This is a genomic window from Streptomyces sp. NPDC044106 (assembly GCF_056433985.1).
Window position 1 is genome coordinate 563,332 of sequence record NZ_JBWKFZ010000001.1, and the last position, 12,461, is coordinate 575,792.

10 protein-coding genes are annotated in these 12,461 nt (G+C 70.0%); 1 reads left to right on the forward strand and 9 read right to left on the reverse strand.

From position 1 onward, the window contains the following. The first annotated feature begins 5 nt into the window (after positions 1-5). Complete coding sequence (locus tag AC07DI_RS02590; RefSeq protein WP_384263907.1) at positions 6-989, forward strand: sigma-70 family RNA polymerase sigma factor; 984 nt, start codon at positions 6-8, stop codon at positions 987-989. Here AC07DI_RS02590 and AC07DI_RS02595 read toward each other — a convergent pair. From AC07DI_RS02595 to AC07DI_RS02635, 9 genes are all read right to left on the reverse strand, one after another. Further along, complete coding sequence (locus tag AC07DI_RS02595; protein ID WP_478901657.1) at positions 900-1,280, reverse strand: STAS domain-containing protein; 381 nt, start codon at positions 1,278-1,280, stop codon at positions 900-902. The genes AC07DI_RS02590 and AC07DI_RS02595 overlap by 90 nt on opposite strands. A gap of 1,315 nt (positions 1,281-2,595) precedes the next feature. Then, positions 2,596-3,873, reverse strand: coding sequence for a thymidine phosphorylase (locus AC07DI_RS02600; RefSeq protein ID WP_478901659.1), 1,278 nt, complete (start codon positions 3,871-3,873; stop codon positions 2,596-2,598). 128 nt (positions 3,874-4,001) lie between these two features. Then, entirely contained in the window at positions 4,002-4,424 is a 423-nt protein-coding gene (locus AC07DI_RS02605) for a cytidine deaminase (RefSeq protein ID WP_384262532.1), read from the reverse strand. Then, the gene (locus tag AC07DI_RS02610) at positions 4,421-5,683 is read right to left on the reverse strand and encodes an ABC transporter permease (RefSeq protein ID WP_478901661.1); all 1,263 of its coding nucleotides are present in this window, start codon (positions 5,681-5,683) and stop codon (positions 4,421-4,423) included. The genes AC07DI_RS02605 and AC07DI_RS02610 overlap by 4 nt, the downstream gene beginning before the upstream one ends. Continuing rightward, on the reverse strand, positions 5,680-6,828 hold the full coding sequence (locus tag AC07DI_RS02615) for an ABC transporter permease (protein ID WP_384262527.1): 1,149 nt from the start codon (positions 6,826-6,828) through the stop codon (positions 5,680-5,682). Before AC07DI_RS02615 ends, AC07DI_RS02610 begins: the two co-directional genes overlap by 4 nt. Further along, positions 6,825-8,414: an ABC transporter ATP-binding protein gene (locus AC07DI_RS02620; RefSeq protein WP_478901732.1), complete on the reverse strand. Its 1,590-nt coding sequence runs from the start codon at positions 8,412-8,414 to the stop codon at positions 6,825-6,827. Before AC07DI_RS02620 ends, AC07DI_RS02615 begins: the two co-directional genes overlap by 4 nt. Positions 8,415-8,674: 260 nt before the next feature. After that, positions 8,675-9,727 carry a BMP family lipoprotein gene (locus tag AC07DI_RS02625; RefSeq protein WP_384262524.1) on the reverse strand — a complete coding sequence of 351 codons (1,053 nt, stop codon included), beginning with the start codon at positions 9,725-9,727 and terminating at the stop codon, positions 8,675-8,677. A gap of 241 nt (positions 9,728-9,968) precedes the next feature. Beyond that, positions 9,969-11,027, reverse strand: a complete 1,059-nt coding sequence (locus tag AC07DI_RS02630; RefSeq protein WP_478901734.1) for a BMP family lipoprotein — start codon at positions 11,025-11,027, stop codon at positions 9,969-9,971. A gap of 256 nt (positions 11,028-11,283) precedes the next feature. After that, a complete protein-coding gene (locus AC07DI_RS02635; protein WP_478901663.1) occupies positions 11,284-12,318 on the reverse strand; it encodes a helix-turn-helix transcriptional regulator in 1,035 nt (344 codons plus the stop codon). Between the last annotated feature and the right edge of the window lie 143 nt (positions 12,319-12,461).

Sequence of the window (12,461 nt, forward strand, 5' to 3'; positions counted from 1 at the left end):
TGGGGATGGGCGACATGGCTGGGACGACGACCGATCTTGACGTCACGCTGGAGAAGCACCGGGTCGAGCTGACCGGGTACTGCTACCGGATGCTGGGTTCGGCCTTCGAGGCCGAGGACGCCGTGCAGGACACGATGGTGCGGGCCTGGCGCAGCTTCGAGAAGTTCGAGGGGCGCTCCAGCATCCGCTCATGGCTGTACCGCATCGCGACCAACGTCTGCCTGGACATGCTGAACGCGGGCAACCGCCGCGCCCGCCCCATGGACCTGACCGCGGCCACCCCGCTGGCCCAGGCGGCGCTCAACCCGCGTCCGGACAACACCTGGCTGGAGCCGGTGCCGGACGCCCGCGTGCTGCCGAGCCTGCACGACCCCGCCGAGGCGGCCGTCGCCAAGGAGTCGGTGCGTCTGGCGTTCGTCGCCGCCCTGCAGAGCCTGCCGCCCAAGCAGCGGGCGGTGCTGATCCTGCGGGAGGTCCTCGCGTGGAAGGCCAGTGAGGTCGCCGAGCTGATCGACACGTCGGTCGCCTCGGTGAACAGCGCGCTGCAGCGGGCCCGTGCCACCCTCGCCGAGCGGCCGGAGGACGACACGGCCGTCTCCGATCCGCTGGACGAGGAGCAGCAGAAGCTCCTCGACCGCTACGTCGCCGCCTTCGAGGGCTACGACATGGCGGCGCTGACAGCGCTGCTCGCCGAGGACGCCGTCATGACGATGCCGCCGTTCGACCTCTGGCTGCGCGGCACGGCGGACATCACGGGCTTCATGACCACGATGGGCGCGGGGTGCGCCAACAGCCGCCTGTTCCCGGTGAACGTGAACGGCACGCCGGGCTTCGCGCACTACAAGCCCGACCCCGAGAACGGCGGCTTCGCGCCCTGGGCGATCCAGGTCATCGAGATCTCAGAGGGCCGCATCGCCGGCTTCCACTGCTTCCTGGACACGCCGCGGTGGTTCCCGCTGTTCGGCCTGGCCCCCCATCTCGACGACTAGCCCGAGCAGCTCGACGAGCCCGACGAGCCCGAGCAGGGCGAGCAGGGCGGGGCTGGGATTCCTGAGCCGGATCCCGCCCCCGGCCCCGGCCCTGCGGGCGGCGAGGTGCAGCCGGGCGATGGCGTCGACGGTGGTGAGGTCGGCGGTGGTCACGCCGGCGACGTCGCAGATCACATCGGCGCCGCCGCCGGGCCCGTGCCGGGCCGCTGCGACCCGGTCGCACAGGGGTGGAATGTCTCCTGGGCGCAGCGGGCCCTCGATACGAATGAGGTTCTCTTCGGGAGCAGTCACGCAGGGTTGACCGCGGCGGCGGCCGGAACTCATCGGTGGGCGGGCTGTACCTCTGGTGGGCCTGCGTCTTTGATGGTTGCCGGGGCCGCCCGGTGTTGTTCCGGAGTGTGGCGGTTCCGGGCCGGGAGTAAAGGGCGCTGCGCTGCGCGTCGGCTGCGCCGATTCCGCTGCGCTCCACCCTTGACTCCCGTCCCTCCACCGCACGTTGACTTTGACCCGGACGGCCAGGGGTGGGGGCGACGGGGGCGATGCTCGGGCCATCCCCTTTCATCGCCGGGTGCGGCCCGGTCCAACGCGAGCCGCCGTCACGGTCGGGGCGGGCCCGGCTCCGCCGCTCGGGTCATCACCTCGCGCTGCCGGGTGCGGACCGGCCCATCGTGAGTCGCTGTCACGGTCGGGGCGGGCCCGGCTCCGCCGCTCGGGTCATCACCTCGCGCGGCCGAGTGCGGACCGGCCCAACGTGGGCGGGAGTGACGGTCGATGTGCCGGTGGGCCCGGGCCGCCCCGTTCCGGCACCTACTTTGGGAAAGTTGCGAACGCATTCGCCGCGCGCCCCCTGGCAAGTTAGATGCGCCCCTTCCCATGTGGGCTTGCCTCTGCGGATGCGGGAGATGGGGTGGTGGGTGGGATGACGCGCGGGATGTGGGAGGGGGAAGGTTGGGTCGGGCCGCCCCGTTCCGGCACCTACTTTGGGAAAGTTGCGAATGCGTTCGCCGCGCGCCCCCCTGCCGAGCCGGATGCGCCCCCCCAACGTGCGGGCTTACCGCGTCCGATTCGCGAGAGCGGTGACTTGGCTGGCGGCGCGCGGGCGTGGGAGAGGGGGCGCGCGGCGAGTCGGTTCGCAACTTTCCCAAAGTAGGTGCCGGAGGGGCCGGGGTTGGAGCCCATGGCAGACCGCCGCCATCGCTTCGGCCGGGACGGTCGCCGCACGCCACCTCGTACCGACCCCGCACCCCAACCGTGACAGCGACTCACGATGGGCCGGTCCGCACCCGGCAGCGCGAGGTGATGACCCGAGCGGCGGAGCCGGGCCCGCCCCGACCGTGACGGCGGCTCGCGTTGGACCGGGCCGCACCCGGCGATGAAAGGGGATGGCCCGAGCATCGCCCCCGTCGCCCCCACCCCTGGCCGTCCGGGTCAAAGTCAACGTGCGGTGGAGGGACGGGAGTCAAGGGTGGAGCGCAGCGGAATCGGCGCAGCCGACGCGCAGCGCAGCGGAGCGCCCTTTACTCCCGGCCCGGAACCGCCACACTCCGCACAACACCGGGCGGCCCCGGCAACCATCAAAGACACCGATCCACCGAAGGCGCCCGTGCTAGCCGATCCGCCCCAGGATGATCGGAGTCGCCGAGAAGCCCGTCCCGGCCGGAGCGATGTCGTAGGAGCCGGCCACCGACTCCAACGCATACGCGAAGCGGTCCGGCGTATCCGTGTGCAGGGTCATCAGCGGCGCCCCCGCCTCGACGGAGTCGCCCGGCTTGGCGTGGAGTTCGACACCCGCGCCCGCCTGGACCACGTCCTCCTTGCGCGCGCGGCCCGCGCCGAGGCGCCAGGCCGCGACTCCGATGTCGTACGCGTCGAGGCGGGTGAGGACGCCGGACGACGGGGCCCGGACCACGTGCGTCTCGCGGGCCACGGGGAGCGCCGCGTCCGGGTCGCCGCCCTGCGCCGTGATCATGCGGCGCCAGACGTCCATCGCCGAGCCGTCGGCCAGCGCCTTCGCCGGGTCGGCGTCCGGCAGGCCCGCCGCGTCGAGCATCTCGCGGGCCAGCGCGAGGGTCAGCTCGACGACGTCGGAGGGGCCGCCGCCCGCGAGGACCTCCACCGACTCGCGGACCTCAAGAGCGTTGCCGGCCGTCAGGCCCAGCGGGGTCGACATGTCCGTGAGCAGCGCGACCGTGCGGACGCCGCTGCCGGTGCCCAGCTCGACCATGGTCGAGGCCAGTTCGCGGGCGTCGTCGAGGTTCTTCATGAAGGCGCCGGTGCCGACCTTCACGTCGAGGACGAGCGAGCCGGTGCCTTCGGCGATCTTCTTGGACATGATGGAGGAGGCGATCAGCGGGATCGCCTCGACCGTGCCGGTCACGTCCCGCAGCGCGTAGAGCTTCTTGTCGGCGGGGGCCAGGCCATCACCCGCGGCGCTGATCACCGAGCCGACGCCTTCCAGGACGTTCAGCATCTCCTCGTTGGAGAGCAGCGCGCGCCAGCCGGGGATGGCCTCCAGCTTGTCCAGGGTGCCGCCGGTGTGGCCGAGGCCCCGGCCCGAGAGCTGCGGGACGGCCGCGCCGCACGCGGCGACCAGCGGGGCGAGCGGCAGCGTGATCTTGTCGCCGACACCGCCCGTGGAGTGCTTGTCGGCGGTGGGGCGGGAGAGGGAGGAGAAGTCCATGCGCTCGCCGGACGCGATCATCGCGGCGGTCCAGCGGGCGATCTCCTTGCGGTTCATGCCGTTGAGCAGGATCGCCATCGCGAGGGACGACATCTGCTCGTCGGCGACCGCGCCGCGGGTGTACGCGTCGATGACCCAGTCGATCTGCTCGTCGCTGAGCTCGCCCCGGTCACGCTTGGTGCGGATGACGGAGATGACGTCCATGGCATGTCCTTCCAGCAGTACAACGGCGTACGTACGTGAATATGCCGCGACTCTACGCGCATAGAGCCCCGAGATGAAGGCGGCCCCGCACCCGAGATCCGCAGATCCCAAGGGCACGGGGCCACCCGTCAGTTGCGGTTCTCCGGCCGCCCGCCCAGGTGCTGCGGCCCGAACGCGTCCGGCAGCATGTCGCCCAGCGTACGGAAGCCCGACGGCGTCTCCAGGATGAGCTCCGCGCCGCCGAACTCGTACAGAAGCTGGCGGCAGCGCCCGCACGGCATCAGGACCTCACCCTTGCCGTCCACGCACGTGAAGTGGGTGAGCCGGCCGCCGCCGGTCAGCTGGAGCTGGGAGACGAGGCCGCACTCGGCGCAGAGGCCGAGGCCGTAGGAGGCGTTCTCCACGTTGCAGCCGGCGACCGTCCTGCCGTCGTCGACCAGGGCTGCGGCGCCGACCGGGAACTCCGAGTACGGGGCGTACGCGCGGGACATGGCCTCGCGCGCCGCCTCCCGCAGGGCGTCCCAGTCGGCGTCGGCGGCGATGAACGTCACTTGCCCTGGCCCCTTCGGTACGGCATTCCGTCCGCCTTCGGCATCCGAAGCCGCTGGGCGGAGAGCGAGAGGACCAGCAGGGTCACCACGTACGGGGTGGCGGTGACGACCTGGTTGGGCACCTCGTCGGTCAAGCCGTACCACAGGAACATCAGCGCGGAGACGGCCGCGGTGATCGCCGCGGGCACGTACCGCTTGCGCCAGGCGAGGTAGACCGCACCGATGACCAGCAGGATCGCGAGGAGCAGCAGCAGCGCGTGGACGTTGGTGCCGCCACCCCGGAGCTTCAGGCTGTCGGTGTAACCGAACAGGCCCGCGCCGAGCGCCAGTCCGCCCGGCATCCAGTTGCCGAAGATCATCGCGGCGAGGCCGATGTAGCCGCGGCCGCCGGTCTGGCCCTCCAGGTAGATGTTGGAGGCGACCAGGGAGAGGAACGCGCCGCCGAGGCCCGCGAGGCCACCGGAGATGACGACGGCCAGGTACTTGTACTTGTAGACGTTGACGCCGAGCGACTCCGCCGCGATCGGGTTCTCGCCGCAGGAGCGCAGGCGCAGTCCGAACGAGGTGCGCCAGAGCACCCACCAGCTCAGCGGCACCATCGCGACGGCGACCACGGTGAGCGGTGACAGGTTGGTGAACAGGCCGCCGAGCAGGCCCGCGAGGTCGGAGACCAGGAACCAGTGCTTGTGGTTGAGGTCCATCAGCCAGTCGGAGAGGCCCGGCACGGAGAAGTCCCCGAGCGAGTCGACGGGCGGCGACTGCTTCGACGTACCGCCCTCCTCGCCCTCGAAGGCGAACGTCGCGAGGTAGCGCGTGACGCCAAGGGCCAGGATGTTCAGGGCCACGCCGGAGACGATGTGGTTGACGTTGAAGGTGACCGTGACGATCGCGTGCAGCAGTCCGCCGAGCGCGCCGCCGAGGATCCCGAAGACGACGCCCGCCCACGGGCCCCACTGGAATCCGGCCCAGGCGCCGAACCAGGTGCCGAGGATCAGCATGCCTTCGAGGCCGATGTTGACGACGCCCGCGCGCTCGGCCCAGAGGCCACCGAGGCCCGCGAGACCGATCGGCACGGCGAGTTTGAGGGCCGTCGACATCTGTCCGGTGGACGTGATGCCGTCGGCGCCGGTGATGATGCGGACCACGGAGGTCAGCACGAGGACGCCCGCGACGATCAGCAGGACGACGGGGAGCGAGACGCGGCGGCGGCCCGGCGCGGGCTGCTTGGCCGGGGGCTTGGCGACGGTTGCCGTGCTCATCGGGCAGCCACCTCCTTCACGGAGTCGTTGTTGCCGTTGTTGCCGTTGTTGCCGTTCGCCCGTGCGGCGGCGGCCAGTTCCTCACCGACGCGCCGCTGCTGGCGGCTGAGCCCCCAGCGGCGTACGGACTCGGAGGAGACGACGACCGCGATCACGATGAGGCCCTGCATGATCACCGCGATCTCCTTGTCGTACGCGACCGGGGTCGCGTAGTCGAGCGCGGGCGAGGCCTTGTCGAGGAACGCCCAGAGCAGCGCGGCGAGGGCGATGCCGACCGGGTTGTTGCGGCCGAGCAGCGCGATGCCGATGGCGGTGAAGCCGAGTCCTGCCGGGAAGCTGAGGCTGTAGGTGTGGGTGTCGCCGAGCAGGATCGGCAGGCCCGCGAGGCCCGCCATGCCGCCGGAGACCAGCATGGCGGTGAGCACCATGCGCTTGGCGTTGACGCCGGAGGCCGCGGCGGCCGACTCGGAGGCGCCGGTGGCGCGCAGGTCGAAGCCGAACCGGGTGCGGTTGAGGACCAGCCAGTACAGGACGCCCGCGGCGACGGCGACGAACACGAAGCCGTAGACCTCGCCGCCCGCCAGCTTGATGCCGGGGAACCAGCCGGACTTCTCCATCACGCCGGTGGTCTGGTTGTTGCCGACCGGGACGCCGAAGTTGTCGGTCAGGGTGAGGTAGCCGATGACGCTCGTCGCGATGGAGTTGAGCATGATCGTCGCGACGACCTCGCTGACCCCGCGGGTGGTCTTCAGGATGCCCGCGATGCCGGCCCAGAAGGCACCCGTGAGCATGGCGACCACCATGAGCAGCGGGATCTGCAGCGGCGCCGGGAGCGCGACGTGCGCGCCGACGACCGCGGTGATCATCGCGGCGAGGCGGTACTGGCCGTCCACACCGATGTTGAACAGGTTCATGCGGAAGCCGATGGCCACCGCGAGCGCGGCCAGGTAGTACATCCCTGCCTGGTTGAGGGTCAGGACCTGGACGTCGGAGTAGGAGATCTGCGTCAGCATCAGCCGGTACGGCTCGATCGGGCTCTTGCCCGACGCCAGCAGCACGACCGAGGTCAGCGCCACGGCCACGACGAGGGCGATGACCGGCCCGGCCACCGCGAGGAGCACGCGCTCCTTGTCGATCTTCTTCATCGGGTCTCGTCCTCCTCGGAGCCGTCACCGGACTCGGGGTGTTCCAGGTGACCGGAGGCGGCACCCGTCATCGCCGACCCCAGCTCCTCCGGCGTGATGGTGGCCGGGTCGGCGTCCGCCACGAGCCGCCCGCGGTAGATGACGCGCAGGGTGTCGGAGAGGCCGATCAGCTCGTCCAGGTCCGCGGAGATCAGCAGTACGGCGAGGCCTTCGCGGCGGGCCTCGCGGATCTGGTCCCAGATCTGCGCCTGCGCGCCGACGTCCACACCGCGGGTGGGGTGGGCGGCGATCAGGAAGCGCGGCTTGTGGCTCATCTCGCGGCCGACGATCAGCTTCTGCTGGTTGCCGCCGGAGAGCGAGGCGGCCGTCACGTCGATGCCGGGCGTACGGACGTCGTACTCCTCGACGATGCGGCGCGTGTCGGCCTGGGCGCTCTTGAGGTCCAGCCAGAACCCCAGCGTCCCGCCCGAGTTCGGCTTCTCGGTGACGTGGCCGAGGATGCGGTTCTCCCACAGTGGGGACTCCAGGAGGAGCCCGTGGCGGTGGCGGTCCTCGGGGATGTACCCGATGCCGTCCTCGCGGCGCTTGCGGGTGGGGACGGCCGTGATGTCCTCGCCCGCCATGCGGATCACGCCGGAGTCGGCGTGCTTGAGGCCGATGAGCGCGTCGATCAGCTCGGTCTGGCCGTTGCCCTCGACGCCCGCGATGCCGAGGACCTCGCCCTCGTGGATGGTGAAGGAGATGTCGTCGAGCAGCGCGCGGCCCGAGTCGCCGTCGGCGAGCAACTTGAGGCTCTCGACCTGGACCATCGGGCGGTCGGTGACCGTCGACTCCGCCGTCTCGGGGGTGGGCAGTTCGCTGCCCACCATCAGCTCGGCGAGCTGGCGCGGCGTCGTCTCGGACGGGATCGCCGTGCCGACCGTCGTGCCGCGCCGGATGACGGTGATGTCGTCGGCGACGGAGAGGACCTCACCCAGCTTGTGCGAGATGAAGATGACGGAGAGGCCCTCGGACTTCAGTTCGCGCAGGTTGTCGAAGAGCGCGTCGACCTCCTGCGGCACGAGGACGGCCGTGGGCTCGTCGAGGATCAGCGTGGTGGCGCCGCGGTAGAGGACCTTGAGGATCTCCACGCGCTGCCGGTCGGCGACGCCGAGGTCCTCCACGTACGCGTCGGGGCGCACCCCGAGTCCGTAACGCTCGGAGATCTCGGCGATTCTGCGCCGGGCCGCGCCGCCGATGCCGTGCAGCTTCTCGCTGCCGAGAACGATGTTCTCCAGGACGGTCAGCTGGTCGGCGAGCATGAAGTGCTGGTGCACCATGCCGATGCCGCGCGCGATCGCGTCGGCGGGGCTCGCGAAGGCGACCTGCTCGCCGTCGACGGTGATGGTGCCCTCGTCCGGCTTCTGCATGCCGTAGAGGATCTTCATCAGGGTCGACTTGCCCGCGCCGTTCTCTCCGACGAGGGCGTGCACGGTGCCCTTGCGGACGGTCAGGTGGATGTCGTGGTTGGCCACGACGCCCGGGAAGCGCTTGGTGATGCCGACTAGTTCGACGGCGACGGGCGGAGGGTTGGTGGACGCGTCGATGGCGCACTCTCCTCGGGGGCCGGAAGGCCTGAAAAGGGCCGGAGGGAAAGGGGCCGCCTACGCGCGCAGTGCCCCTGCTGCTACTGGAAAGTCCCTGCGCGAAATCGCCTCGTTGCAGGGGGTGTTGAGATGTGGCCCGCGCGAACGGGGCGCGGGTGAACCATCGTCCCCCACACCCCGTCGCACGAGAATCACGCTGCCGTCACGGCAGTCGGCAAGGCGCCGCGCCTTACGGCGTGGTCCGGCCCTGCAACCGCGCCCTACGGCGTGGTCTTGACCTTGATCTTGCCGCTCTTGATGCCCTCTTCGGCCTTCTTCAGCGCGGCCTGGACGTCCTTCATCTTCTGGAAATCGGGGTTCGAGTCGGCGAGCGCGACACCGCCGGACTTGAGGTCGGCGCGGACGACGCCGCCCTTCGCGCTGCCGTCCTCGACGGCCTTCGCGAGGTTGTAGACCGAGCCCGCGACGTCCTTGGTCGCCGAGGTCAGGATGTACTTCTTGTACTTGGCGAGCGCGTCCTGCTTGTACTGGTCGGAGTCGACGCCGATCGCCCAGACCTTCTTGGCGGCGGCGGCCTCGATGACGCCCTGACCGGAGAGGCCGGCGGCGTGGTAGACCACGTCGGCGCCCTTCTCGATCTGGCCCTGGGCGGCGGTCTTGCCCTTGTCGGGGCTGGAGAAGCCGCCGTCCTCGGCCTTCTCGGTCAGGTACTGCTTGACGACCTTGACCTTGGGGTCGGTGTCCTTGACGCCCTGCGCGAAGCCCGCCTCGAACTTGTGGATGAGGGGGACGTCCACGCCGCCGACGAAGCCGACGGTCTTGGACTTGGTGGTCTTGGCAGCGACGACGCCCGCGAGGTAGGACGCCTCCTGCTCGCTGAAGACCAGGTCGGAGACGTTGTCGGCCTTGACCGTCTCGTCGTCGACGATGCCGAAGGTGGTCTTCGGGAACTTCGCCGCGACCTCCTTGATGGCCGGCGCGTACGCGTAGCCGACGCCGATGACCGGGTTGTAGCCCTGCTTGGCGAGCAGCGTCAGCCGCTGCGCCTTGTCGGCGTCCGACTCGCCGTCGACCGGCTCGATGGCCTTCTCGCCGGTCTTGAACTCCTTGGCCGCCTTCTTCATGCCGACGGTCGCGGCATCGTTGAAGGACTGGTCGCCGGCGCCGCCGACGTCGTAGGCGATGGCGATGCCCTTGTTCTTGTCGTCCTTGCTCGCGGCGGCGTCGCTGGACGTGCCACCACAGGCGGAGACGGTTACGGCAAGAGCGGCGGTCGCGGCGCCCGCGACAGCTATTCGAGACACCCGGCGCATAGAGACGAACTCCTTGAGTCAAGCAAGCACAAGCACGTACAAGCAAGCATCGGCGCCTACCTGGCGCTGATTTCGCCGCAGCGTAACGCGCGTAGACCTGACATAAGAACCCTTCTGTCCGCTCCGTTATCGAGCTGTGGCCACCGGGTGTCGGGCACCCGAACGGCAAGTGGGCGCCCCCTTCAGAGGGAGCGCCCAGCAGCCGCAGCGGGTACTACGTAAAACGTGTGCGGATCACGCCCTACGGGTTGATCTTGACCTTGACCTTCCCGCTGACGATGTCCTTCTTGGCCTTCTCCACCGCGGCGACGACGTCCTTCATCGCGGCGTACTTCGGGTTCGAGTCGGAGAAGCCGACACGGCCGGACTTGAGGTCGTAGCGCTGCTCGCCCTTCATCGGCTGGCCCTCGACGACCGACTTCGTCAGGTCGTACACCGCGCCGCCGACGTCCTTGAAGGCGGAGCCGAGGATGTACTGCTTGTACTTGGCCAGCGCCTTCTGCCTGTACTGGTCGGAGTCGACGCCGATCGCCCACTTCTTCTGCGACCCGACCTCCTGGATGACGCCCTGGCCCGACAACCCCGCGGCGTGGTAGATCACGTCGGCGCCCGCCTCGATCTGCCCGCTCGCGGCGTTCTGTCCGCGGTCCGGACTGGAGAAACCGCCCTCCTCGGGCTTTTCCGTCAAATACCGCTTCTCGATTTTGATCTTGGGATTGACGGACTTCACGCCCTGCACGAATCCGGCCTCGAATTTGTGGATGAGCGGAATGTCCACACCGCCCACGAATCCCACGTGCTTGGCCTTGCTCACCTTCGCCGCGGCGACGCCCGCGAGATAGGAGCCCTGCTCCTCGTGGAAGACCAGGTCGACGACGTTGTCCGCCTTCACGGTGTTGTCGTCGATGATCCCGAAGGTCGTCTTGGGGAACTTCTTCGCTGCGGCCTGCACCGCGGGCGCGTAGACGAAACCGACGCCGACGACCGGGTCGTAGCCCTGCTGGGCGAGCTGTTCGAGGCGCTGGACCTTGTCGGCGCTCGACTCGCCGTCACCCGGCTCCATGTCCACGCCACCGATCTTGAACTCCTTGCGGGCCTTGGCGTACCCCGCGTAGGCGGCGTCGTTGAAGGACTGGTCGCCCTTCCCGCCGATGTCGTACGCGAGGCCGACGCCCTTCGCCTTGTACGAGGACGAGCCCCCGGAGCCCTTGTCCTTGCCGTCGTCGTCCTGCGACGCCTCGCTACTGGTCTTTCCGCAGCCGGCCGCCGCGAGGACGAGGACGGCGAGTGTCGCGGTGATGTGAGTGGCGCGTGATGCCCGGGCGCGAGCTGGTCGCGGCCGGCGGGATTGCGAAGAGAGACGACGCACAGGAAGCACCCCTTGATCGCCAACGCGCCGCGTACGACGCTGATTTCGGCGCACATTAACGCGCGTAGAAAGGGAGGGGAACGGGTTTTCGCGGTGCCGTTACCTTGTTGTGCTTTTCGCCCGCCTCTTGCGGCACCGCACGGGCATTCCCTTCCCTGCCTTGTCCCTATGGGCCCTTGCGGCGCCGTCACCCCTGACGGGCACAGGACGTGAGGCGATCGGCGAACGCGACGATGAGGTCGCGCAGTTCGGCGGGGCGCTCGACGACGAACGGCCGGTCGAGTGAGGCGAGTACGGGAGGCAACCAGTCGAGCCGCTCCGCCCGCAGCTCGACGCGCAGCCAGCGCGTGCCCGCCGGGGCCTGGCCGGGCGCGGGCCCTCGCTCGGGCTCCTGCTCCTGCTCCTGCTCCTGCTCCTGCTCCTGCTCCTTCAGGATCGCGACGCTGGCGGGGAGGCGCGCGCGGATCTGCTCGACCGTCCCGTGGATCCGCATGATCACCTCGTGCCGGTACTCCGCCGTGGCGAATCCCGACAGCACGCGCTGGGCCGGACCGGGACCGGCGGGCGCTTCGAATGAGCCGGGCAGGGTCCGTGCGTCCACGATGCGATCGAGCCGGAGGGTGCGGTCCTCGCCGACCCGGGCGTCCCGGCCCGTCACGTACCACCGGCCCGCATGGGCGACGATTCCGTACGCGTGCAGGGCGCGTTCGCTGCGCCGTCCTTCGCGGTCGGTGTAGCGGACCCAGACCGGTCGGCGGTGGCGCACCGCGTCGGCGATGGTGAGCAGCAGCCCGGCGTCCGGGTGGTCCAGCTCGCCGGGGTGGTCCGTGAAGGCGAGGGCTTCCAGGAGTGTGTCGAGCCGGCGGGCGATGTGCTTGGGGAGCACCCGCCGGATCTTCGCCGACGCCGTCTCGTTCGCCGTGCGCTCCGTCGTGGTCAGTCCTGCTGCCCGGCGACCGGCGACCAGGCCGAGCAGCACGGCGAGCGCCTCGTCGTCGCTGAGCATGAGCGGAGGCAGGCGGTACCCGGGAGCCAGCCGGTACCCGCCGTAGCGGCCGCGCACCGACTCCACTGGCACGTCCAGGTCGACCAGCTGGTCCACGTACCGCCGCACGGTGCGTCCCTCGACGCCGAGCCGGTCGGCGAGCTCGGCCACCGTGCGGGTGCCGCCCGACTGCAACAGCTCCAGGAGGGTCAGCACGCGGCCGGTGGGTCGGGACATGTCCGCAGCCTAATGCGAATACAGGACGGATTCTGTCCTCTATCTCTCCTAGCCTGCGACTGCACGCCTTCAGCGATGTGTACGCCCTTGGCGATGCATACGCCTTCAGCGATGCGTACGCCTTCCGCACAGCCCAGGAGATT